Below are 23,728 nucleotides of genomic sequence, written 5' to 3'. Positions count from 1 at the left end.
TTGTCATTGTCCAGGAGGAATCCGCCATGGGGAAACCCGCAAACGATATTCAGAAGCTAGATGCGAATCTGCAAGCAGATGCCGCTCGCCTCGATGAATGGGAGTGGCACACGCCGCTTGCTGCCCCATTCCGGGTCACTGGGCTGCCTTGGCTTGCGCAGGACGGCGTGTATCGCAGACTGCCTCTGCGCCCAAGCCACCCTATCCGATCCGAAGTCGATCGGCTTGCGAATTATCCGACCGGCGTGCAGGTCCGCTTTCGGACCAATTCTGTGAAGCTCGCCGTGCGGGTCGTTCTTGCTGATAAAGCAACGATGTACCAAATGCCAGCCACAGGCCAATGCGGCGTAGATTGCTACATCGGCTCTGCCGGTGAGCAGCAATATGTGAATACCTCCCGCTTTGAACTTGGGCAAGCTGAATATGAAAGCGTGCTCTTCGAATCATTTTCGCCGAGCCTGCGGGAAATTACACTGAACCTCCCCCTCTACCAGGGGGTGAAAGAGCTTTGGATCGGCGTTGCGCCCGAGTCAAGGGTGACCGAGTTCCCAGGCTTCGCCTCCGACAAAAAGGTAGTTCTGTACGGAACGTCTATTACCCACGGCGCATGCGCCTCCCGGCCAGGGATGGCGTACCCGAATCAGCTGAGCCGCATGTTTCCGCTCGAGTTCGTGAGTCTCGGTTTCTCCGGCAATGCGCAAGGTGAACCTGAGCTAGCCCACCTCAGCAGCCAAATTGATGATCCCGCCTTGCTCGTGCTCGATTATGAAGGCAATACACCAAGTACGGAGCATTTGGCCAAATCGCTGCCTGAATTCATCCGAATCTACCGCGCTGTCCATCCGGACGTTCCGATTCTCGTCGTTTCGCAAATCCGGTTTGCGAAGGAAGCTTTCGACGAGAGTCTGGTTCAGCGCCGGGAAGAACGCAAGGAGATTCAGCGTGCAGCTGTTGAACGTCTGAACCAAGATGGCGATGCTAACGTTCATTTCTGCGACGGCGGTGAGCTGCTGGGCACCGACTACCAGGAATGTACGGCCGACGGGATTCACCCTTCCGATTTGGGCTACAAGCATATTGCTGAGGGGCTTAAGCCTGTTGTAGCTCGGTTGTTGCAGCCCTTTGTTTAAAGAGGGTGCCCACAAGGTCACTGGCCTTGTGACTCCTGGCAGCTCTCCCCCTATTGTGCGATGCCTATAAGAGTCTTTGGCAGCTCCTATTTGCACAAAAGGTGGGAGTTTTCCATGAATAGCGGCCCTGAAAGACTCTTATTTCGGGTGATGCACGCAAAAACTCCCCACACAAGAATCAATAAGAGCCTCTAAGAGCTCTTATTGGCGCGAAAAGTGGTCTTTTTACACGAATAGGAGTCTCTGGAGACTCTTATCAGGAAGGCAGTTAAAGAGCAATGGAAGCCACAACAAAGGAGCTAAACGCGTACATGCCGTTTAGCTCCTTTTTCGTTCCGATAGTCCATTTTTCTTGAGATTGAATTCAATAGCTGCTTATGAAACAGCCTATTTGCACTTTTGTGCTCTCATCTTCTTTTTTTCCTGCGAAATCACGTGAGAGGCTCGCCTTCTACCGCAAAACTTGCGCAGACTTGCGGGGGATGCCCCCCCCGCATTAATGGCATCCTTGTAGCCCTAACTTTTTAATAAGATCGATCGAGGAACGATGCTGTCGGCCGGAAGGGCGAACCCTTCATGCCGTATCGTTATGTCCCGCTTCTCGGCTGGAAGCAAGTCAAAATATTCATCACTCAGTTGGATCGCATCATCCAAACCAAAATGCACTGCATGCGCAAAAGTATCGCTTGAAACTGTAAAACGCGTAAGCCCGGCATCGATGGTTTGGACGTTGGACACCTGCAATTGGGGATCGGGCAATCGCAGATTGCGAACCACTTCTTTGTGTAACACGGCGGGCTTCAACTCGCTGGATTCACTCAGCGGTCCAGCGAAGAGACAAGCCTCTTCAGACTTGTAGGGAGATGCTGTCCATTGCAGAACAACTTCCCGCGAGAATGGAGGCAAGTCTATATCCACCTCCTGCGTTTGTTTTCCGCTCCCATCATAACGGACAAGGCCATATACCATAGTTTCACGAATGACGGCGCTGGTTTCATTAATAGCTGTAAGCTGAATCACCCCATCCTGCTGGCGCAGAATAAGCTTTACTGGCGCTAATGCCCGCTTCACAAAATAATAAGCAATTTTGCGCGTTAAGTAATAGTCAATAATCGACCAGCCGACCTCGCCCCAGCAATCATTGTACATCCAGAATAAAGCGCCGGAACAAAACAACTTGGCACGCATCGCTTCAAGCGAATATGCCAGCATCAAGCCCTGACATAAGCCTGCATACAGCAAGTAATCCTCGATGGCAAGATGTGCGGGATTTACATAATGCCTGTTTATGCCTGCAAGCACGGTATCTTTTTCAAACATATTCGTATGAAGCCGCCAGAGCTTGCCGTCACGATCCAGCGGCTGACCCTGATGGTAGATTTCAACGGAAGACTTCCGGCTAGGACCTATGTAGCCATACTCCGAGACAAACTTAGCGCTCACCTTGTCATATTCCTCGGGTACAATTCGCTTCTCGATATCAGCATGCATCATGGTATCATTCCAGTGGTGCGTGTCGCCGGATTGGCTCCCATTCGGGTGCTCACCGCCGTACGGCGAGCTGTTCCAATACGGAATCGTGGGACAATTCTGCTGGACTAGGCGGGGCGCGATGTCGTTGTAACATGCCGCTCCCCCATAGAAGTCTGCCGCATCCGTCTCATTCCACCACTCCTCAAAACCCCAATGATTCTCATTGTTGCCGCACCAAAGCGCCAGCGAGCAGTGATTGCGCAGCCGCCTTGTCTGATAATCGATCTCCTGCTCCACTTCATGCCGAAACCAGCTCAGGTTATCTGGATATTTGGCGCAGGAGAACATGAAATCGTGCCAAATTAGAATCCCGTACTCGTCACATTTGTCATAAAAGATATCTCGCTCATAGATGCCTCCGCCCCAAACCCGCAGCATATTGAAGTTGGCTTCCTTCGCCTCACGCAGCAAAGCATCATATTTGGCATCAGTGACCCGCGCATAGATGGAGTCAGCAGGTATCCAATTTCCCCCCTTGCTGAAGGTAGTGACACCGTTTATTTCAAAAGTAAAAGAACGTTCATCCGGGCTCTGCGGAATTTTATCCATCTTTAAGCGCAGCGTGCGTATCCCAAATAAAAAGGCCGGATAATCCACAGCATGCGTTGTTGTCTGGAGCGTTGCCCGAACCGTATACAGCGGCTGCTCCCCCATCCCATTGGGCCACCAAAGCTTGGCATCAGGCACCTTCATTTGAAGTGTGACATAGTTCAGCCCAGAGCGAAGACAACAGTCTTCTTCTATAAGCTGCACTTGCTCGGTACCGAAAAGCAGTTCCAGTTTCAGCTGCGTTTCTAACGTCTGATAGGGATGCAGATTCTCCAGCTCCAGTTGGAACTGCACATGTGCGGCATTGCCGGCAGTGTCCAAGCTTGTCGTTGTAACCTGAATATCTCGAATTTGCATGCGATTGACACAGGTAATATGAACCTCGCCCATAATTCCGCAGGTCGCTACTCTGGGTCCCCAATCCCAACCAAATACATATTGCGGTTTTCTCAGCATGCCCCTGCGATGGTCGCCTCGATGCCCGATCTGCTCGTTCTCATACACAATTTTGGCTTCGTGAATGAAGGCCAGATCATTCTCCGAATAGCGTTCCAAGCCAGAGGTGACGCGCACAAGGAGCTGATTAGCCCCTTGTTGCGCCTTACCTTTGAGATCGCAGGCAAACGGATAAAAAGCGCTGCGATGATGACCTAGATGGCAATCATTCAACCAGACGTCCGCTTCTACATCCAACGATTCGAAGTGAAGAACCATCCGCTCGGATGTCAGCTGTTCTTCTGTCAGGTCAAATTCCTTTTTAAACCACCAAGAGCGTTTCTCCGTCCATTCGCTTGCGAAACATTGATCGGCCACTAGCGGCTCCGCGATTATCCCATGCTCAATCAGCGGCATATGCACATCACAGGGTAAATCGACTTGCAGCCAATCCTGCTGTTTATTCCTAACCATCCTATAATCATCAGCCTGACGAAAGAGCGGCTCCCCTGTCAGCTGCCAACCTTCATTTAGTTGCAGTTTCATCCGTCTGTCACCTACCATGAGATTTCGATCGCACCACTTATGTGCGTAAGCCTTATAGAATCACTGATTGCAGCATCCGTAAGATCGAGGTAGGTATCTCCCCGCTTCACCTCAACGATTCCTGCTCGTAAAGCTTCAAGCGGCGGATAAATCGTTACCGCAGCATCGCGCAGATTAGTCACGCCAATGGCGCGAACCGAGCTTCTTTTCCGTGTAGGATCAGGTGAAAGCTCCCGACAGGAAACCGCTCCAACCTCCTGTTGATCGACGAACACACGACACTCATCATGGAAGGTGCGGTCCAGGGAATAGGAGGCAGCCTCAGGCCCGACTCTTGTCGTTTGGCCAATAATAATTGGAACTCCGTCGGGGAAGCGCATTTGCAGAGAAACCGATGTATCCTGACGGCACCCTGTGAACAGAAACGCATTATCATGCCTGGCAATAAATAGCAGCGCAGGCTTGGTAGCCTCTTCCTGCTTGGTTTGGCGCAGCGAATAACCAAAATCTTCAAGCAGGTAACGCGCAAGAACGGACGCATCCATATAGGGCTCTTCCTGCCGAATCGGCAAATCCGTGACAATGCCTGTTTGAAAAGGAAGCGAGCCTCTGATCCAGCTTACTTGCCCCCCATTCCACGCTGGCAAGGCCCTCGTTAAGGCAAAGATGCGCTCCTGCTCATCCTGCTTGGCAACCGAGCGAACTTGCGTATGCGGATCGCTTGGATCCGCCAGCACTTCCTGAATGAAGCCTCCACTGATAGTGGCATCATGATCCATCAAGGTAGATGGTTGATCCGTGCTGACGCAAGAATCGCCAGACGTCGTGATCGTTACTTCCATTTCACCTGCGAGCCCCGACGCCAACTTAAGATTCAACAGTTCCAGCAGCTCAGGCGTTAGAGCGGGGCCGTACAGCATTACTTTTCCACCATGATGAATATAGGCTATGAGCCGTTCGATGTTATTTTCATGCAGCCAAGACGTTGGTGTGAATAAAATGGTGGCAGCCAACTCGCGAAGTTTGTCATCTGTCATAGCTGTAAAATCATCCGTACTAAGCACCGTATTTAAAGGCAGACCCTGATTAACTGCATTGCGTACAAACCAATCGTTGAAGAAGATCGCCTTGGTATTCTCGGTCGTTTCAGCCACAGCCTCATGATATTCGCGAAAAGGGTACAGCCATGTCAGAATGCCCGGTTGATCCGGGAAATCCTCAATCGCTTTTCTTAGATGCGGGATGACCTCTTGGGCACAAGCTTCGTTCAATTCCCCTTTTTCCGTATCAACCGTCAATATTTCAATAATCCCCGGATTCTCCAGCTTTCCGTCGCTGTTCATACGGGCAACGGCAAGCGGGCAGTAGATGTCATGCGGCTCTCTGTCATATAAATCCCACCAAGGATTCTGCCAGAACCATGGATCATTGGCATAGAACCGGAACAGATAAGTCTCCTTGGGCAGCACAGCAATTCGTGACATATAGGACGTCACTTCCAAACCGAAGTCGAAGTTGAGTGCTCCCCATGGCGAGTTCGGAGGCGGATATTCGATATATTTCCTATCGTAGAGTTCAAGCAGCGGAAAGAGATCCTTGGCTAAATCCATCCCCGTACCGAAATTAGTGCCTCGCACCTCGGTCCGATAATCGGGGCACTCTTGTTTGAATTGCTCCCAGAAAGAAAGTGCCTTGCTCGTCAGCTCTTCATAATTCGCTAGTGGCAGCGTAGTACTGTCGTAATTAGCTCCTAGGAACGTCCATGGGAAAAAGGAGAATCCAAACCCATTGGAGAACCAAATGTAATCAAAACCAAGTGCAGGCAAGAAGCTTGCGCATTGCCGACCTAGAAACTGCCCAAAAGGTGTACCTTCTGGAATGCCGTCTGGATAAGCCGCATAAGCAACCTTGTCTTCATGAAGCTTTGACCACGTGCAGATGACCTTGTAGTCGGCCCTTAAACCGATAGAGCTGCCGCCGAGCTCTGCTATATTCACTTCCGGGTGCAGCTTATATTTGAAATCTGAATAGGCGAATTCAGGCCCTGCATCGAAGGTGGCTCCTACCTCCATCCGAATGCCGAACTTCGTATCTGCAATCCGTTTGAACGCCTCGATAATAAAACGCAAATCGACGTAGGTGATGCGGCACGGATTCTCCCTGTACAGCTTCGCAGCCCTAGGATCATCTTTTCCTTTTAAATGACTGAATTTCTCCTCGTTGGCAAAACCGATGTATCGCCCCCATTCCATCTCCTTGTTGAAGTCGCCGTCCCAGGTCAAGATTTCACTGCCGTCCGCTACCCATAGCAGCATTGAACAGCTATCCGCTAGACCGATCAGCGGCAGCCACTGCTTAATAGCCTCCTCGCATACGGCTTCAATGGCAGTTTGCTCCATACTCATGAATGGCTTCAAGCTCATTTCCAGCGTAACTCTTTGGAGCGCCCGGCTCCCAGTTGCTTGTGCTTGCTTCATGTCTCTCATTCCCCCTTAATAATTCCAATAAGACCTAAATGAAAGTTTGTTCCTGTACAGTCCTCCCGGTTGCCGTGGACAACTTCCAATTCCAGATGATGCTGCCCTTCTGGCAAGTCATCAGCAATCCAGTAGATGCGGAACCAGCCCCCATCTTCACACCAGCCAGGCCGATCCCGACAAGTCGTGACCGCAGGGCCTCCGTCTAGCCGATAGGTGAACTCGGCAGACTTTTTGCCATAATCGAAGGCTAACGCCAGCCCTTTGCCTTTGAATGAGAAAGACAGCTTCGCTCCGACCGCCGATGTGCTCAGGATCTGATCAACCCAAGGCATATGAGCCGCTGCCCGTCTGGTAATCCAAGGTCCCTCCAATTGGACCTCCTCGAATGAGAGCGTATCTACATGCCCCCAATGATTAACATTAAAAGGCGTTGCAAGCGGCTTCTCGGTTGCGGCTAAATCCAAGTCGGCAGTTGCCAGCAATTCTTTTTCCAAATAAGAAATCACACATTGCCCATAGCTCAGGCTTCCGCGATGCGCAGGATGAAGCCCATCCGGCAACCATTCGTCCCAGGTCATACGGCCTTTCTTCACTTCATTCCACGCATGCTGCCCCACCCATACGGAGCTAATGCCGTAATGCTCGGCTAATTGCTCGAATTCAGCGATGCTGGCAGGTACCTCGGCGCGTGACATATCCTCGTACATTCGCTGGCAGTAGGTGTAGACAATCACAAGTTCACTCCGCCCATCTGCCAACAGTTTGCGAATCAATCCCTCTCTTGCTCTCATCCGTGGTTCAGAAGAGGTATTAAAGTCATTCACAGCAAATTCGATGAAAATCAGATCGCAGGGACGGTTAATTAAGTCCCTCTCTGCACGGAATACAGCCAAATCACTTCCGGTAGCACCGATCGCGGCATTCTCCACAGTAATCCGTGCTTGAGGGAACGATTCTACGAACCAACGTGTGACCGGCTCCGGCCAATTCGACATTGACCTGCTATCTGCTGTAATCGACCCGCCAATAAAACCCAGCGTCAAATGTCCTGATTGGAGCCTTTTCTTTACTTTGGACAAGCTATTTCGAATCTGTATAATCTCCATTTCGCACCTTTCTCCACATGAACTTATGCTGAAATTTCTTTTGAGTAATTCTACGATCCATATTACAATGCAAGTAATGAATTGAATCCTGGAGTTAGAGGGAGAATCGTCGTGATGATTAAAACCTTATCCGCCTATTTCGAACATTGCGAGCCGAATTGGCAGGTGCCTACCGCCAGAACGAATAATCATATCCTGCTATTAGTGACAGAAGGTTCTATGGTCTATACCATTGAGAATCAGCCATACCATCTTCAGAAAGGCGACATTTTGTTCATTCCCCAAGGAACCGTCCGTTCGGCTGCCAACATCTCCAGTGATATACATGCTATGTATGTCGCTCATTTCGAATACAGCGGCGACGGAGAGCATCTTCCTTTGCTCACGGATCGACAAATGCGTTGCGTGCATTCCTTTCATTTTGAATACCTGAAGACCAGATTCTCTCTGCTTTCACAGCACTGGCTTCGTAAATCTCCCTACACGGCCACCCTCTGCCATAGCATCTTGCTTGAAATTCTTTCGATTCTCAATGAGCAATCCGATTCGTCATTTCTCCCCAACAAGCACTACAGATTGGTCATGCAGCTGCAGCATTACATCCTCGAGCATTATCGCGAACAAATTCAACTAAGCGAGCTATCCGCGCTTGTCGAACGTACGCCCAACTATGTCAGTACGATTTATAAGCAGGCCACCGGCCAGACCATCACCGAGTACATCCAACAAATTCGGATCGAAGCCGCCCGCGACTTGCTCATCAACTCCCAGATGACCATAGGTGAAATTTCCGAAGCCTTGGGATTTTGCGAGCAGTCCTACTTCAACAAAGTGTTCAAAAAAATAACCGGAACCCTCCCCTCCGCCTACTTAAAGGAGAAAGTGAAAGTTTGGCGGGTATGACACTTCTTAGTTTAAAAGTAGCCATCACACGCCGGAATGTATACTGTAAATTACGTCGAATCCTTTAAAAAATGCAAAGAAAAGCCGGAAAGCCCCCGTCTGTTTGGGGGCTTTCCGGCTTAGAAAATACGAACAAGCTACTCTGGAAAATATAAGTAGCAAAAAGTACGTTGGCTTTTCTGGATTGAGAACGAAGATTCAAGGTTACAACGAGAAAGACACCCGAATTTATGGGTGTCTTATTTCGTTCTTAATTCAGTAATCGTATAAGGTATAAGAAGTTCCTTACCGATACTTGTATCAAAGTACTGTATTGTTTGCTTAGGTACTTCTAACTTCTTCAAATCATCCAGATAGCCACGAACTAGTGGATCATCGCATAGGTTGCGTTTTAGCGATGCACCATATCTCACTCCAGTAACAAATGCCTCTTTAAATTTTGTTTCCTCAACTGCAGATTCATCACTGTCTTGACCATCAATTTCATCAATTCGTTTGATCCATGACTCCGGTGACACTCCTCGATCAGAGGCTTTTTTAAATTCATGGGCAAAATGGGTAGGAGAATCGTAATAATCATTTATTTGATGTAATACAGGTAGATATCGATTAAATAGATCTAAGGCTTCTTGAAATGTCAAAGGTGGTTCCATACGGGTTAATTCGTCTACAATTTCACGTTCATATGCATTTAGTTGATCGTATACGAGCGCATAGTTCTTTGTCATACTTCTTTCCACCTCTCCTGCCGATGATACGGTTCTAGAATGTAATGTGATTCGTAATGCAAAATATTAAGCTGGTCGTTACAAAATACAATCTGAGTGCCAATTTCTTTATCGGTATATGACTTGTTTGTTAGTTTATTAAATGTAATATGAGTCCTAAACCAATTATAGTTTGCCTGAACATCTTGGTGACGAGATCGACTAAACTGCTGAAATATTTCTTTGAAATTACCATCCGCTATAGGTCCTATGATGATCGAATGGTGATGAACACAAGGTTCTGCCTTCACCATTCGATGATTATAAATATAATCCGACCATTCTTGACTCATCCCACTGAATACTAAGATATCGTCAGATGGATATTTAACAGGGTTCACACGAAATTTAATGACAGCCGGCTTAGCCTCAAGATCTGAAGTTGTTCTTAATTTTCGCTTGCTAAATATCTGTGCTTGCTCTAGATCAGCATTTGTATATAAGCCATCGCCAAAATCTTTCAGGTAATGTGTTGAATCCGTACGCCATTTGGTTCGGTCCAAAGGTTTCTGCTTAAAGAAGCTAACGTTATGAAGAAATGTTCCATGATAAACGTATTCAGGTAAAAACAACTCTGCTGTCAAGTTCCTACACCCCTATTATAGCACATTAACTGTGCTTTTTAATCATCGTGTACCCGTATTCTTTAGCACACTAACTCATAAATCGTAAAATTATTCGGCTACCAAATCAGTATAAATGCAGTAAATTACCATAATTATACAACACAAAGAAGAGGTGTGGGTAGTATAAGTTACTAGGCATAATCCTCTTTCAAAAGACCATAAATCTCCAAATCAACAATACCCTTGCCGGACCACACCGCCGCTTGTCTCAACAGGCCCTCCTGGCGGAAGCCATTCTTCAGCAATACTTTCTTGGAAATCTCATTACGGGGCATCACTTCGGCTTGGATTCGGTTGACGTTAATCTCTCTAAATAAATATTCAACCAGAATTTTCACCGCTTCACTCGCGATCCCTTTGCCCCAATGCGATTCTGCTAAAAAATAGCCAATCGTCACCATGTTGACCTTTTGATTCAAATCAAAAACCTCTATAATACCCACTAATTGCTCACTTGCCGTTAGCGTGAATATTCCCCACTTAATCTTTGTCCTTTTCGTAAAATCCCGCTCAAAATGCCCAATCATGCTCTTAACAGTAGCCTTATTGTGCTTGGGAATTATGCCGCAGAATTCAAATACTTGGTCGTTGCTATAAATCGCATAAATCTCATCAAGATGATGCTCTTCAATCTTCTTCAATATGAGCTTATCCGACTTCACAATAGGAAACTGCTCAAAAACTGCCTCCATGTTCATTCCCGCACCGCTCCCTGTTCTTTTCATGATCGAAATATCCCTAAACACTGATCTCTTTAACGGAAATTTGATGGATAGGGGTTAAAAGGCGTGCCATTCCCACCATTTCTTTCTATAGCTGAGAGCAAAGTCTAACAAGAATTCCTTTTTCAGGCAGCACTTCTGAAAATCCTAGCCTGCGGCTAGGTCTTCAAGTCCATGCCCCTTCGCAAGCCTCCTTACGAACTCAACACCCTCTATTCGGCCAAAATCGCTCATTCTGAAAATCTAATGAATACCAGATGCCCTATTTCAAGAAATTGCTAACCATTCGGCCAATAAAGTGCCGGATAACGCCAATCCAGTTCATTAGATCTCCAAAGTAGCCATTTTCTCGTCAATAAGCATCCTACAGTTCATTAGATGCCACTTAAGACCGAAAACCTCCAAAGCAAAGACACCCATGAACCCTATACTTTTAATGAACAAAAGCCCTAGAAGCCAGCTTCCAGGGCCATTACTTTACATGTTTACAGCTGATTCTCACCCGTACTATGGAAAAACTCAATAATTTCCCCATTCAACCCTTTAACAAAGGCAATTCGAACCGGCGTCGGTGGATTGCTGCCTAGGACAACATCTTTGGGTTCTACTGTCACCTCGGCTCCAGCTGCAACTGCCGTTTCAACGGCGGCATCGACGTTATTGCTGCGAAAAGCAACATGGAAATACGAGCCTTCCGGCTTCACTTCACCAGAGCCACCAGCGAAAACTTCGATATAGTTGCCATCGCCGGAATCCAGCAGGATGATGCGACTATCGCCTTCTCCCCAGCTGTGCCCTTCCTTGAAACCCAATCCCTCGGTATAAAACTTCACCGTCGCCTCAAAATCATTCGCCCGCAGCGCAATATGGTGTAAGCCACCGCCGCCTATTTTCTCGTTCGTTCCCATTTCATTAACCTCCTTGAATATAAAGTTGCTGTATAAACCGTCTACCTTAATTATACGACATCCATACGGTATTCCCTACAACCTCAAAGTCTTGCTTATACCAAAAATTCTTTGATTGTTCAATGAAATAGACGTACATTTTCGTCTTGTCGTAATCGCAGGCATTAAAAAAGCTCCTTTGCGCACTGTTCGTCCTAACGGAAGTATAGCACATAGGCAACCGGTGGATCAGATCCGTACAATTGGAACCGGGCAGCTCTCTGATTTTTGTTGGTTTCTTCGAGTTTTGCAAGTTATATTTACTTTTATATATATATGAGCTATTCTCTCTTCTACAAGGCATAGAAGGGGAAGAATAATCCATGAAGCTAAGCGCATTGTTTGCCTCCAAACGCTTTCTTTTCAAAATCGTATTGTGGATCAGTGCATCCGTTCTATTCATTGTTGGCCTTCTATCGATTATTATTTATTTCAATGCCCAAAGCTTAATGATTAATAAGGAATCCGACAACAGCAAAAAATTGCTGCTGCAAGTCAAATACAATACCAATCTAATGAATGAAACCATGAGTCGACTCACGCAATCCCTCTACCTCAATAGCGAAATCACTTCCATTATGTTTGCCGAGCAGGAAAATATGGTCGACGTAATTAAGCGCATTAATAATGTGGTCAACTCACTGACCTCCTCTTATCCCTACATTCACTCCATCAGCATATATAATCGCAATCTCGATCAATTTTACAATGCGGGCTCACCGATTTTTTTTGATGATCCACAGTTGCTTGGGCTGTTTAATGCCAATCAATTGCTGCCTAAACTAAAGCCTATTTTTCGCAATATCCACAAAGTAGTGAATGAATCGAGTAAAAATGAACGTGTCCTTTCCTACTTTATGTATGAAACCTCATTAAACGCTGAAAAACCAAACGGCGCTGTAGTGATCAATGTGAAGCCGGAATGGCTGCTCGATAACATCAAGCAAATCAATATGGTTGATCAGCAAAAGGGGAATAATGTCTTCATTCTCGATCAGCATGGCGACTATTTAGATGTGGATGAAAACATAGCGAAGCCAGATAAGTTAATATGGTTAAAAGAAGAATTTGAAAAGCACAAAATAACGACTTCTGAGTCCGAAAGCTCATTCAAGAGCAACTATCTAGAAACGCAGGGTAAATAGTTAAGGCAGTTGTGTATATTTTGAAAATTGTTTATATCTCTGAAAAATGACTTTTTGGCACCAAAGTGACCCCTCTGCTTTATGCTTTAATCTTCGATAATTACTCAGTAGTTCTAAAATAAGGTATTACTTCACAAGAAGCTCTCCCCCTAGGTTAGTTAATAACTTCAACGTTAGTTAATCACGCCAAGCTCATATACTGAAAACAATTTCACTACTTACACAGATCGAGAAACTTCGTTAGAATATAAATTGTCACACGTACAAGTCTTCAGACCTTTTAGTTTTTACTAATATCAAGAGGAACGTGGGAGGATGAATCATGAAATACTCGTATTTAGGGAAATCTGGACTCAAGGTTAGCCAACTTTGCCTGGGAACGATGAACTTTGGACCGGAAACAGAGGAGAAAGATGCCTTTCGAATCATGGATGCCGCACTGGATGCGGGAATCAATTTCTTCGATACAGCTAACGTCTACGGCGGAGTTGATAAAAGAGGCTGGACCGAAGAAATCATCGGACGCTGGTTCAAACAAGGCGGCGGCCGCAGAGAGAAAGTCATTCTCGCAACCAAAGCCTACGGGGATATGAATGATCCCCACGATGGTCCCAATGCTGAACGGGGCTTATCCGCTTACAAAATCAGACGTCATCTGGAAGCATCACTCAAGAGGCTCCAAACCGACCATATAGAGCTTTACCAAATGCATCATATCGACCGCAACGTATCCTGGGATGAGCTATGGGGCGTATTCGAAGCCGCGGTGAACCAAGGTACCGTTGACTATATCGGCTCCAGCAACTTTGCTGGCTGGCACATTGCCTGTGCCCAAGCGGAGGCCAAAGCCCGTCATTTCCTAGGCTTGGTCTCTGAACAGCACATGTACAATCTACTCGCCAGACTGCCGGAGCTGGAAGTCCTTCCCGCTTCAGAGAAGCTTGGTCTTGGTGTCATTCCATGGAGTCCTCTTGCCGGAGGATTGCTGGGCCGCAACGCCTTGGCCGGGACAGGTGCCCGCAGTGCGCGTTCCGCCGAACGGATTGAGAAACATCGGAGTCAATTGGAACAATTCTCAGCACTTTGCAAGGAAATCGGGGAAAAAGAAGACGTTGTCGCCTTGGCCTGGGTACTATCTCATTCAGCCGTGACTTCGCCCATCATTGGACCGAGAACCATCGAGCAGCTCCAAGACTCATTGCGCGTACCCGAAGTTACCCTGAGTGAGGATACGTTGAGCAAATTGGATGACATTTTCCCCGGACCTGGGAAACCGGCTCCCGAAGCTTATGCTTGGTAGAAGCCTAATATAAAGAATACAAAAAGAGCTAAGCGTCTTTGTACGCTTAGCTCTTTTATTTATGGCTTCTACGCTGCTGTAAGCCTCGAAGCAGAAACCTTTTGAAACTGCGGTGAGCCCCCTTACGAACTCAACACCCTTTATTTGATCAAAATTGGGCATTTTGAAAATCTAATGAACCCCCCTCACGTTATCTCAAGCAAACGGTCACCATTCCGGCTATAAACTGCTCGATAACGCCAATGCAGTTCATTAGATCATAAAAGAGGCTGTTTTCTCGTCTATAAGCATCATTCAGTTCATTAGAGCAACCGATTGATTGTGCGGATGCAGGTGCGGGTGGATGCAGTGCCAGGGCAGAGGCGGGGCTAAGTTCTGTCTATTAACGCTTTATTCCAGTTTATTACACGAGGGGTGAGGCAACGAGTGCCCAATGGAGCAATCGCTCAAAAGGAAGAATCGTCACCTGATCAGGAAACCGATAGTCCGCGCAGCTTACCGCCAAAGGGTAGCTGGACGCCAATTCATACACTCGGCAGAAATAGCCTTGCTCTTCGTACACGGTGAAGGCGTCTTGATGCGAGATCATCACAAAGGATACGCTCGTCAAAGGACAACCAAGCCCGAGACCAATCATCTTGACGAAGCTCTCTTTCATGACCCAACGTCGGCAAAGAAACGTATCCTGGTCTTGAATGCTTTGGAAGTCCCTTAGTTCCGAAGGGGAAAGCAGGCAATCGGCCAACTTCGCAAACCGTGGGCCCTGAATCTCAACATCTATTCCCACCTCACGTGAACCGAGTGCAACTGCTACCCATTCCCCAGCATGAGAAATGTTAAAGAAGACCTCAGGCCGTTCGTATAGCCATGGCTTTCCGTATGGTCCGTAACCTATCCGCAGCAACCCGGGGGCACTGCCAAACTCTTGCTGCAGCGCATATCGCAGCAAGATATCTCCGATTATCATTCTTTGCTGCTGTTTCTTTTGCAGGCATTTGCCGATCTTGTTCCTTCTCGCCTCATCGAGATGAACCTCAAGTGAGTGCCAAATTTCAACTTCCGTATGAGGACAAATCTTCGTAGCTATTATCTTCATTGGCATAGCATTCTCCGTATTGTATAATCATGCGGCTTATGAACTCGGCATCCCGATGCACCCACCCGATCAGCGCTGATCCTCGGCAAGATTGCCAAGGCAGACCTACAACATACAAACCGGGTATCGCGGTCACGCCCCGTTCGTGCTCGATCCCTGCATGATCGCGAGCCATTTCCGGAATATGAATCCAAGGATAGTCCATTCGAAAACCAGTTGCCCAGAGGATTGTGTCCACTTCTAGACTGAATCCATCTGCGAATGAAATTTGCTTCCCCTGCGCCTGAACTGCTCTTCCTAACAGTTTAATACGGCCGCTCGCTATAGCTTCACGCAGTTCATAACCGTAAAGCGGATCCTTCTTCTTCTGAAATCGTCGCCCAACCCATGAATCTGGTGACTTACGCAGCAATCCGATTAATTCATACCACCAGAAAAGACTTTTGCCAAGGAATCGATAAGGCATAAATTGAATGTTGTGGCCGACGGACAGATAAACCCGCCTGCTGCGGGAAAGCTCAAGCGCAATTTGGGCACCGGAATTCCCTCCTCCGATCACCAGTGTATCTGCCAGAGGCAACATCTCCGGGTTACGATAATCAAACGTATGCATCTGCAGCACGTCTGCACTTAGGGAATCGGCGATCGACGGGACATAAGGAGATTGAAAAGGGCCTGTTGCTACCACAACTTGATTGGCTATCCAAGTTCCTTTATTCGTCGTGACATAATAGCGGCCCTTCCGATGAGCAAGACTAATCACCTCAGTTTCCACTTGAACCGGGAGCGCAAAGCGATCTTGATAGCACCGCAAATAATCAGCTATCTCATCCTTCGTCGGGTAATCCCATGGATCTCCAGGAAGCGGCAAACCCGGTAAAGCACTATACCTCCGAGGCGTAAAAAGTGTTAAAGAGTCATACCGACTGCTCCAGGAATGTCCCACTTCGGGACTTTGGTCCAGAATGACGAACCCCCTCTGTTCCAAGTGCAAATAATAACCTACAGAAAGACCCGCTTGCCCACCGCCAATGACAACAATATCGATTCGTCTCAACACAACCCCCCACTCCTCCATTTAACAAAAACAAGTGATGTTATTCGGCTCTTCGGCATTCGCTATCGTAGTCTTCCAACAAGATTGATGGTGCCATGGATAAGTCGGAAGCATGTGGGATAACTTCCGGGTGCGGGCGGATCCTGCAGGCACCAATAGCCCCTTGGTGTACAAGTCACACTGTACTTGCAAACAGGCAAGTTCATCACGGCACTCGATAACGATGACGGTGTTTGCATACTGTGCCACTCCTGGCGGGACCGTCAACAGACAAATAGCGATATCTTTGAAATCGACTCCTATCTCCAACTGCCCCAAATCTGTAGGCTCGCCTTGAACTAGACTTTGGGCGGCCTGCACGAGAGATAATCGACCATCCAGCACATCTGCTGTCAGGCGACCTATCCCTTCCCCAACGCATGATTTGGGGGTTATCCCCCAATGACGCAGCATCTGCGCATAAGCATATTGTTTGGCAAACGCGTTAAACTTGCCTTCTTGCTGAAAGGCATCATCAGCCAGATTGCGATATAACTGTGTCACCACAAAGTAAGATTGGCGAAACACCGGATCGTTAATGATAACTTCCTCTCCGGTATCGCCCGGGTTTTCCCCGTCGTAATCACCGAACCAGAAGACAGCCTCCGCAGGTTGGCTCGCTACATACCCATAGTGCCATAAAGAGCTGCTTTCAGATGCACGGACATAATCTTGCAGTGCAGTTATTAGACTTTCCTTAGAGGATACAACGATCGCCAATCTATGTTCATGATGCTTCCTGCCTCGCGACAATGCAGCCCCCATGGCTGGGAGATCATACTTTTCAGCCTTCTGCAGCCAATGAACATACTTCTGAGCTAGTAGGGATAGTCCATCTTTACGAGCAGCGGATAACGTGAATACAAAAGGTTCCATCTCCGAAGTGTGATCCACATTGCGTACAAGAGGCGGCTTGCCAAGGACAATATGCGCGTTAGTCCCGCCAAATCCAAACGAGCTGACGCCTGCATACACATCATCTCCCAGCTTCAAAGTCTCACACTTTACAGGTACTAAGAAAGGAAAGCCTGCGCGTGGAATCTCGGGATTCCACGTGTGAAAATGCAGATTTGGCGGAACTACTTCGTGTTTCATAATGAGCGCAGTCTTTATGAGTCCTGCAATCCCCGCCGCCGACTCCAGATGACCGATGCTGCTCTTCACCGAACCGAGGTAGATGAAGTCATCTGCCTGTCTGCCATTAGAGAGCACTTGGCCCAAAGCTTTAACTTCAATAGGATCACCTAGAAATGTCCCCGTCCCGTGTGCCTCAATATAGCCAATTTGACTTGGCCGAATGCCTGCTCGCGCATACGCCGAGAGAAGCAGCTTCTCCTGCGCCGATTGATTCGGCGCTGTAATCCCGTTGCTTCGACCATCCTGATTCAACGCGCTCCCTGGGATCACCGCGTATACATCATCGCCATCCTGCAAGGCTTTAGTTAATGGCTTGAGAATAACGACCCCACAGCCTTCACCACGAACGTACCCATCCGCCTGGGCATCGAACGTCTTGCAGCGATCGTCCGATGCCAGCATCCCTGCTTCAGCTAAACTGGAAGTTACCCCATTGGAAAGTATGACGTTCACACCGCCTGCAATAGCTTGCTGACTTTCGCCTGACCATATGCTGTGACAGGCTTGGTGAACAGCGACAAGCGAAGATGAACAAGCGGTATCAATAGCCATACTGGGCCCGTGCAGACCCAAGAAATACGATAGTCGATTCGCTGCAATGCACAGCGCACCGCCCATAGCGGAATGAATATGGAAACCATCCGCCGCTTCTAATTCACGCCTTCCATAGTCGCTATTAGAAATCCCGATAAATACACCACTTTGCGTGTTAGCCCATAGCTCCGGCGAAATCCCCGCATCCATCAACGCTTCCCAGGTGACCTCAAGCAGCAGACGCTGCTGAGGATCCATACGAATGGCCTCTCGATATGAGATATGGAAGAACGGATAGTCGAAGCCATCAATGCCATCGAGATATCCGCCTTGACGATCGACCTTCACTTCTCCAAGCTTCTCGCGATCAGCCGGATACTCCCTTACCGCATCGGTCCCGCACAGTAAGTGATCCCAGAATTCACCGACACCCGAAATGCCTGGGAACCGGCAGCCCATACCCACAATAGCGATAGATTCACGCTGGTCTGGAGTGATACTTGAAGCTGTGGCCACTTCATCGTTCCCTCTTAATCCTCTTTCGCACAAATATAAAGACAGTTCATGAATCGTTGGATAATCCCAGAATATTGTTGGGGATATCGGAATATCCAAAGCGGCGCCCAGTTCCCCGGATAGCTGCATCGTCTTCGCTGAATCAAGTCCATAACTACTAAAAGGCTCACGAATATCAAGCTCCTCTGGGTGTCTACCGAGCAGAAGCGCTATTTCTTTTATTAACCAATTCGTTACATCACTTGACTTCATCCATAACTGCCCCCGTTCAAATGATATTATCCCCGCTGAAGTGTATCCGCTTCATACCCTTGTTTCGTCAATCTGCGTTGAATTTTGCCGCTGGACGTCTTGGGGATCGTCCCCGTTCGGATGAGAACGAGATCTTTCAACGGAAGTTCATACTGTTCCCACACCGCTTGACGAGCGGCTGCCAACACATCACGCTGTAGAATCATGCTCCTGTGGTCAGCGCTCTCCTCTTTGGGCCCGCGATGTCGGAATTCCCTGTTAAGTTCAGCTACAATGACGATCTCTCCGCTGCTTCCTGCAGCCATCTTCGGATGACATTTGTCGTCAATCTGGAAGGCAGCGATATATTCTTTACGCACAGCAGGATGGCAATTCTGCACCGTATATTCCAAGTCCTGTGGATAGATATTGCGGCCCCCCACAATCATGACATCTTTGATTCGCCCAGTAATATACAATTCATTATCATGAATAAAGCCGAGATCTCCTGTCCGCAAAAATCGTTCACCTTCGCAACTAGCCAGTGTGCCTTGGAAGGTAAGCTGAGTCGCTTCAGGGTTTCCCCAGTAACCTTGCGCCACACTGGGACCGCTGACCCAAATTTCGCCAATCATAAGCTCTCCGCACAGCTTGCCTTTTTGAGGATGAACGATGACTGTTCGCTGTTCCGGTACGAGGATTCCGCATCCTACAACAGCCCGAGCATATAAACTCTCCTTCGTTACCACTACGGCCAGATCCCGCTCCAAGCTTTCGGCATCGAGCCATAATGTTGTGTAAGTCTGTTCCCTTTTATAACCGGAAACATACAACGTTCCTTCCGCTAATCCATACGATGGAACCAGGCTCTTGGCCTGAAATCCATAAGGAGTAAACGTCCGGATAAATGTATGCAAAGTTTCTTCTCTGACTGGTTCCGCTCCATTGAAAGCCAACTGCCAACTAGTTAAATCTATGTCACCGTCAGTTTCAGCATTAAATTTCTCTGCACATAACTCATAGGCAAAATTAGGGCCGCCGCTATACGTCGCGCGATATCGAGAGATTGCTTCAAGCCAACGAACTGGCTTCTGCATGAAGCTTACCGGCGACATATAAATCAGTTCACAACCTACATGCAGGGCCATCAGCAGCTGTCCGATTAATCCCATATCATGATAGGCGGGCAGCCAATTCACAATACGGGTCTGCTCGGAGAGCTGAAAATATTTGGCAATCAAACTCATATTGTGAATTAAATTGCCGTGGCTGACCATAACCCCTTTGGGATCAGCTGTTGACCCCGAGGTGTATTGCAAGAACGCGATATCATCTGCCTTACATGGCAGACAGAAAAACTTATGGCTATCATTCAAAGTGTCCGTAGCCATAAAATCCATGCCTGAAAGAAGGGAATCCTCGCTGACATTAGGCATTACATCAGCAATTAATTTAGCAGTTGAAAGGGCAATCTCCGTTCGCGCGCTTCGGATGATGGCATCAAGTCGCGGTGTAGGACGACGCATATGAGGCGGATACGCAGGAATTGGAATGATCCCTGCATATAAACACCCCATAAACCCTGCAATAAATTCCAACCCCGTCGGATACAGCAGCAGCGCAGTCTTAGATGTTCTGCCGCGCCCATGCAGAGCAGAAGCGATCGCCATCGCACGCTGATTCAACTCGGCTGCAGTCATGCTCACTTCCTCATGCTCGCCGTCCACCAAATAAGTGTACATCTTCAAATCCGGCGTAAGCAGCGCCCGAAATTGCAGCAAATCCACAAGATTGGTATGCACAGTATCTTTCATGAAGCCAATTCCCATAAGTTCCCCCCACTCTATGATACGGATGGTACGACACGCTCATAGACATACGCCGCCAGCGTATCGACGGATTGAAAATGGTGACGTATTTGATGAAGCTTCGTTCTATCAATGTGAAATCCAAACTCTTCTTCAATCCCTCCTGCAATATAGAAGGCCTCAACCGATTCCAGACATAAGCCCTCACCAAACAATTGCGCATGGTCCGCAATATCATCCGGAGATACCCCTTTTAATTCAAGGTTCTCAATGATGATCTTCTCTTTAATAATTTTGGCTATTGCAGCTTTATCATAATTTCGGTGCTTGCTGTCCATAAGGACACCTCTCCTTCTTATTGACTAGGTTGGCATTAATTGATTGAAATGCGTTAAAGCACTCTCTATGGACTCTAGCAAATAATGAATATCCATCTCATCTGTAAATTTGCCCATACTTATTCGCAGGGATGAACGGATATCTGCCTCGTCCAGCCCCATCTCTTGCAGCACGTATGAGAGTTTCTTCTGATGATTGGAACTGCAGGCTGAGCCTACAGAAACGGCAATGCCATACCTATGGTCCAGATAAGCAGCCAATGCCTCTCCCCTAATACCGGGAATGCAGAGATTGACAGTATTAGCCAAAGTACGGTTACTATCTAGTGAACCATTGATTTTGAGCCCAGGAGCTATCGCGCGCAGCTTCTCCACGAGGAGTCTTTTGCACCAGAGCAATTTGACCTGTGAATGCTCCATATCCAGCATGGCCACACGGCATGCTTCTGCCGCACCCAGCAGTGAGAGAACGTTCTCTGTGCCGCTTCTCAGACCTTGCTCTTGCCCGCCTCCATGCAGGAGTGGATCAAGCTTATAGCCTGATTGGAGATAAAGCCCACCAATCCCTTTGGGACCGTACAGTTTATGAATGGAAAAAGACAGCGAATCCACCCCCAGCTCTCGGACATGGATTGGCATTTTCCCTACGGCCTGAACAGCATCTGTGTGGATGAAAATCCCCCTAGATCTTGCTATTCGAGCTATTTCCTGCACAGGTTGAATCGCGCCTGTCTCATTGTTAGCCAGCATGATGCTGATCAATTTGGTATCCGGTCGAATGGCGTCCATCACGGCTTGCGGGGAAATAAACCCTTCTGTATCTACAGGGATGCAGGTGATTTCGCCTCCACCGGCATTACGCCAATACCTGAGCGTCTCCTTGACGGAAGGATGCTCAATGACAGACGTAATCACATGTACAGGTGTCCCTGCCCATTGACTGAGATATCCTTTCAATAACCAGTTATTACTCTCGCTTCCACCAGAAGTAATGTACAATTCTTCAGGCTCACTGTGCAGCAACGCAGCTATATGCTGCCTAGCGGAATGGATAGCTACTCTTGCCTTCTGGCCAGAAGCGTGGGTGCTCGATGGATTACCATAGATGTCCATAGACTCCGTTATAACCTGACAAACCCGAGGGTCCAGGGGCGTTGTAGAATTATAGTCAAAGTAACGACCTACCAAGGCTTACACCTCTTTTACAGTGCATAAAGAATCAAACAATTCATCCAAAATATCTAAACAGTGCTTCTGGTTCGGCTCCAGATCACCAAGCAGTTCCCGTCTACTTGTCTGAGACATACCGCTCAATTCCGCTATCGCTTTGCCTTGCACAAACTCGCTAAAAATGCTCGCCGTCGCAATGGATGCCGCACAGCCATAGGCTTTATACTTAATTCCCTTTATTTGGTTTTCATAAAAGGTCGCACAAACATGCACCGTGTCACCGCAAATAGGGTTACCGATGCGAAATGCCAGATCAGGCTGAACGATCTCGCCAATGTTCCTTGGACTCATAAAATGATCAGAAATGATTGCGTTATACATAATCTATCTACTCTCCTTTTGTTAGGTTGAGTGGTCAACTATCCGATATTGCATTGGGTTACTTGGGCTTCCTTATCCGTCATGAATTTCTCCAAGTTAATAGCACAGCAGCCAATTTCGGCCCCTTTAATTCTGTACATATACTGCACGATCTGTCCGTTCCTGCCGCATGAGCAAGTGTTGGAATCCAGATAGACAAGATCATCAGTCAGAATAAAACCTGGATAGGATAACGAACTTGGGTCGTACACAGCCAGCCGTCCCGGCTCGCCAAGAGGGACTTCCTTATTCGGATCATCCAGGCTGCGCACGGAGAAATGGACCCATGGGGGAACATGCTTGGCATGATGTTCGCACTCAATAGCCATGAAATTCGTCTCAACCAAGCCGAACATATCCCGTACTTGCTCACTGTGAATACCAAAAGCCTGCGATACTTGCTGATAGAAATCAGGACGGTCAATCTCTCTGCCTGTGAAGCTTTTCCAACCTCCGAGTGTAATCACTTTCGTTTGCCGGTCCAATTGCATAGTTGGCTCATGCTCGTTCACGTAACGAATTAACCTCTCTACCAAGAACGGCGGCCCGATAATATGGCGTGTATGAACATCCTGCCAGTCTTTCAACTGCTGAACGACCGCCTCCGGTTGGAAGGCATGACCGCTGACAAAAAAGCGGCTGGAATCCAGCAATCCAGAGAACATATTTATTAACTTCACCAGGCCCATCTCTGGCATTTCTTCGGAAGATGGCGCTAAGAATATAGCGGCCCCGCCAAAAAATCCGAACATTTCGCGAAACGTTGAGAAAATGCTGAGCACGCTTCTCGATAACGTTTGCTCATCCCTGCGGGAGATGCTGGGAATTCCGCTAGTCCCTGTGCTTCTCAGCTCATGCTGCAATTCATGAATAGGCTTCGTAAGCAGCAAATGAGCATTAACATCCTTAAATTTGCCGATTCCAATGGCTGGGATGCGTACCACATCTTCGATGCACACAATATCCGTTAATGTCACTCCTTTCTCTTCGCAGATTTTCCGATACAGCGCATTATGCTCATAATGATAGTGGAAATTTTGCTTAATCAGATTCAATTTGATATCTTCTTGCCTGTCATTTGGCAATTGATAGATGGATTTAATCGATGCTATGATACTGCCGATCGGATCAATGCCCAAGCTTTTGGATAAATCGAAAAAAATTGAATATGCTGACATTGTATACCCCCTTAG

The 23,728-nt window shown here is 47.7% G+C and carries 19 protein-coding genes; 4 read left to right on the top strand and 15 right to left on the bottom strand.

Annotated features, from left to right (window positions below; translation table 11 throughout):
• Positions 1–26: 26 nt before the first annotated feature.
• A complete protein-coding gene (locus LOZ80_RS35085; protein ID WP_238168853.1) occupies positions 27–1,130 on the top strand; it encodes an SGNH/GDSL hydrolase family protein in 1,104 nt (367 codons plus the stop codon).
• 516 nt (positions 1,131–1,646) lie between these two features.
• Here the strand turns inward: LOZ80_RS35085 and LOZ80_RS35080 are convergent.
• Genes LOZ80_RS35080 through LOZ80_RS35070 form a run of 3 tightly spaced genes read right to left on the bottom strand, consistent with a single transcriptional unit; the run spans position 1,647 to position 7,779 of the window.
• Positions 1,647–4,193 (bottom strand): glycoside hydrolase family 2 protein, encoded by a 2,547-nt coding sequence (locus tag LOZ80_RS35080; protein ID WP_238168852.1) that lies wholly within the window; start codon positions 4,191–4,193, stop codon positions 1,647–1,649.
• An 11-nt stretch (positions 4,194–4,204) separates the two neighbouring features.
• Positions 4,205–6,670, bottom strand: a complete 2,466-nt coding sequence (locus LOZ80_RS35075) for a hypothetical protein (RefSeq protein WP_238168851.1) — start codon at positions 6,668–6,670, stop codon at positions 4,205–4,207.
• A 5-nt stretch (positions 6,671–6,675) separates the two neighbouring features.
• Positions 6,676–7,779: an SGNH/GDSL hydrolase family protein gene (locus tag LOZ80_RS35070; protein WP_238168850.1), complete on the bottom strand. Its 1,104-nt coding sequence runs from the start codon at positions 7,777–7,779 to the stop codon at positions 6,676–6,678.
• A gap of 114 nt (positions 7,780–7,893) precedes the next feature.
• On the opposite strand from LOZ80_RS35070, the gene LOZ80_RS35065 reads away from it, so the two are divergent.
• Positions 7,894–8,682, top strand: coding sequence for a helix-turn-helix domain-containing protein (locus LOZ80_RS35065; protein ID WP_238168849.1), 789 nt, complete (start codon positions 7,894–7,896; stop codon positions 8,680–8,682).
• A 239-nt stretch (positions 8,683–8,921) separates the two neighbouring features.
• On the opposite strand, the gene LOZ80_RS35060 is transcribed toward LOZ80_RS35065, so the two are convergent.
• The 4 genes from LOZ80_RS35060 to LOZ80_RS35045 all read right to left on the bottom strand — a co-directional run bounded on the left by LOZ80_RS35060 (position 8,922) and on the right by LOZ80_RS35045 (position 11,705).
• Positions 8,922–9,410, bottom strand: coding sequence for a hypothetical protein (locus tag LOZ80_RS35060; protein WP_238168848.1), 489 nt, complete (start codon positions 9,408–9,410; stop codon positions 8,922–8,924).
• Positions 9,407–10,033 carry a DUF3990 domain-containing protein gene (locus LOZ80_RS35055; RefSeq protein ID WP_238168847.1) on the bottom strand — a complete coding sequence of 209 codons (627 nt, stop codon included), beginning with the start codon at positions 10,031–10,033 and terminating at the stop codon, positions 9,407–9,409. The genes LOZ80_RS35060 and LOZ80_RS35055 overlap by 4 nt, the downstream gene beginning before the upstream one ends.
• 173 nt (positions 10,034–10,206) lie before the next feature.
• On the bottom strand, positions 10,207–10,773 hold the full coding sequence (locus LOZ80_RS35050; protein ID WP_238173202.1) for a GNAT family N-acetyltransferase: 567 nt from the start codon (positions 10,771–10,773) through the stop codon (positions 10,207–10,209).
• A gap of 509 nt (positions 10,774–11,282) precedes the next feature.
• A complete protein-coding gene (locus tag LOZ80_RS35045) occupies positions 11,283–11,705 on the bottom strand; it encodes a VOC family protein (RefSeq protein WP_238168846.1) in 423 nt (140 codons plus the stop codon).
• A gap of 362 nt (positions 11,706–12,067) precedes the next feature.
• Between LOZ80_RS35045 and LOZ80_RS35040 the strand changes: the two genes are divergently transcribed.
• A complete protein-coding gene (locus LOZ80_RS35040; protein WP_238168845.1) occupies positions 12,068–12,889 on the top strand; it encodes a cache domain-containing protein in 822 nt (273 codons plus the stop codon).
• Between the two features lie 322 nt (positions 12,890–13,211).
• Complete coding sequence (locus LOZ80_RS35035) at positions 13,212–14,189, top strand: aldo/keto reductase (RefSeq protein WP_238168844.1); 978 nt, start codon at positions 13,212–13,214, stop codon at positions 14,187–14,189.
• 403 nt (positions 14,190–14,592) lie between these two features.
• Here the strand turns inward: LOZ80_RS35035 and LOZ80_RS35030 are convergent, their stop codons facing one another.
• From LOZ80_RS35030 to LOZ80_RS34995, 8 genes are read right to left on the bottom strand one after another with little or no spacing between them, the layout of a single operon-like run.
• Entirely contained in the window at positions 14,593–15,285 is a 693-nt protein-coding gene (locus tag LOZ80_RS35030; RefSeq protein ID WP_238168843.1) for a 4'-phosphopantetheinyl transferase family protein, read from the bottom strand.
• Positions 15,242–16,345, bottom strand: a complete 1,104-nt coding sequence (locus LOZ80_RS35025; protein ID WP_238168842.1) for a flavin-containing monooxygenase — start codon at positions 16,343–16,345, stop codon at positions 15,242–15,244. The genes LOZ80_RS35030 and LOZ80_RS35025 overlap by 44 nt, the downstream gene beginning before the upstream one ends.
• Positions 16,346–16,363: 18 nt before the next feature.
• Complete coding sequence (locus LOZ80_RS35020; protein ID WP_238168841.1) at positions 16,364–18,820, bottom strand: type I polyketide synthase; 2,457 nt, start codon at positions 18,818–18,820, stop codon at positions 16,364–16,366.
• A gap of 26 nt (positions 18,821–18,846) precedes the next feature.
• Entirely contained in the window at positions 18,847–20,628 is a 1,782-nt protein-coding gene (locus LOZ80_RS35015) for a fatty acyl-AMP ligase (protein WP_238168840.1), read from the bottom strand.
• Between the two features lie 14 nt (positions 20,629–20,642).
• A complete protein-coding gene (locus LOZ80_RS35010; RefSeq protein ID WP_238168839.1) occupies positions 20,643–20,945 on the bottom strand; it encodes an acyl carrier protein in 303 nt (100 codons plus the stop codon).
• A gap of 24 nt (positions 20,946–20,969) precedes the next feature.
• Entirely contained in the window at positions 20,970–22,133 is a 1,164-nt protein-coding gene (locus LOZ80_RS35005) for a cysteine desulfurase family protein (protein ID WP_238168838.1), read from the bottom strand.
• A gap of 3 nt (positions 22,134–22,136) precedes the next feature.
• A complete protein-coding gene (locus LOZ80_RS35000; protein WP_238168837.1) occupies positions 22,137–22,496 on the bottom strand; it encodes an iron-sulfur cluster assembly scaffold protein in 360 nt (119 codons plus the stop codon).
• Between the two features lie 38 nt (positions 22,497–22,534).
• A complete protein-coding gene (locus LOZ80_RS34995) occupies positions 22,535–23,713 on the bottom strand; it encodes a LuxE/PaaK family acyltransferase (RefSeq protein ID WP_238168836.1) in 1,179 nt (392 codons plus the stop codon).
• Positions 23,714–23,728 lie beyond the last annotated feature (15 nt).

Origin of the sequence: Paenibacillus sp. HWE-109, assembly GCF_022163125.1 — a bacterium.
In the GTDB taxonomy this organism is placed as follows: Bacteria; Bacillota; Bacilli; order Paenibacillales; family NBRC-103111; genus Paenibacillus_E.
The sequence above is the reverse complement of the archived record's forward strand: the minus strand, read 5'-3'. Positions and strand labels throughout refer to the sequence as shown.

Coding starts and splice junctions, on each gene's coding strand:
- LOZ80_RS35085 (WP_238168853.1), top strand. CDS start 27: ATGGGGAAACCCGCAAACGATATTCAGAAGCTAGATGCGAATCTGCAA.
- LOZ80_RS35080 (WP_238168852.1), bottom strand. CDS start 4,193: ATGAAACTGCAACTAAATGAAGGTTGGCAGCTGACAGGGGAGCCGCTC.
- LOZ80_RS35075 (WP_238168851.1), bottom strand. CDS start 6,670: ATGAAGCAAGCACAAGCAACTGGGAGCCGGGCGCTCCAAAGAGTTACG.
- LOZ80_RS35070 (WP_238168850.1), bottom strand. CDS start 7,779: ATGGAGATTATACAGATTCGAAATAGCTTGTCCAAAGTAAAGAAAAGG.
- LOZ80_RS35065 (WP_238168849.1), top strand. CDS start 7,894: ATGATTAAAACCTTATCCGCCTATTTCGAACATTGCGAGCCGAATTGG.
- LOZ80_RS35060 (WP_238168848.1), bottom strand. CDS start 9,410: ATGACAAAGAACTATGCGCTCGTATACGATCAACTAAATGCATATGAA.
- LOZ80_RS35050 (WP_238173202.1), bottom strand. CDS start 10,773: ATGAACATGGAGGCAGTTTTTGAGCAGTTTCCTATTGTGAAGTCGGAT.
- LOZ80_RS35045 (WP_238168846.1), bottom strand. CDS start 11,705: ATGGGAACGAACGAGAAAATAGGCGGCGGTGGCTTACACCATATTGCG.
- LOZ80_RS35040 (WP_238168845.1), top strand. CDS start 12,068: ATGAAGCTAAGCGCATTGTTTGCCTCCAAACGCTTTCTTTTCAAAATC.
- LOZ80_RS35035 (WP_238168844.1), top strand. CDS start 13,212: ATGAAATACTCGTATTTAGGGAAATCTGGACTCAAGGTTAGCCAACTT.
- LOZ80_RS35030 (WP_238168843.1), bottom strand. CDS start 15,285: ATGAAGATAATAGCTACGAAGATTTGTCCTCATACGGAAGTTGAAATT.
- LOZ80_RS35020 (WP_238168841.1), bottom strand. CDS start 18,820: ATGAAGTCAAGTGATGTAACGAATTGGTTAATAAAAGAAATAGCGCTT.
- LOZ80_RS35015 (WP_238168840.1), bottom strand. CDS start 20,628: ATGGGAATTGGCTTCATGAAAGATACTGTGCATACCAATCTTGTGGAT.
- LOZ80_RS35010 (WP_238168839.1), bottom strand. CDS start 20,945: ATGGACAGCAAGCACCGAAATTATGATAAAGCTGCAATAGCCAAAATT.
- LOZ80_RS35000 (WP_238168837.1), bottom strand. CDS start 22,496: ATGTATAACGCAATCATTTCTGATCATTTTATGAGTCCAAGGAACATT.
- LOZ80_RS34995 (WP_238168836.1), bottom strand. CDS start 23,713: ATGTCAGCATATTCAATTTTTTTCGATTTATCCAAAAGCTTGGGCATT.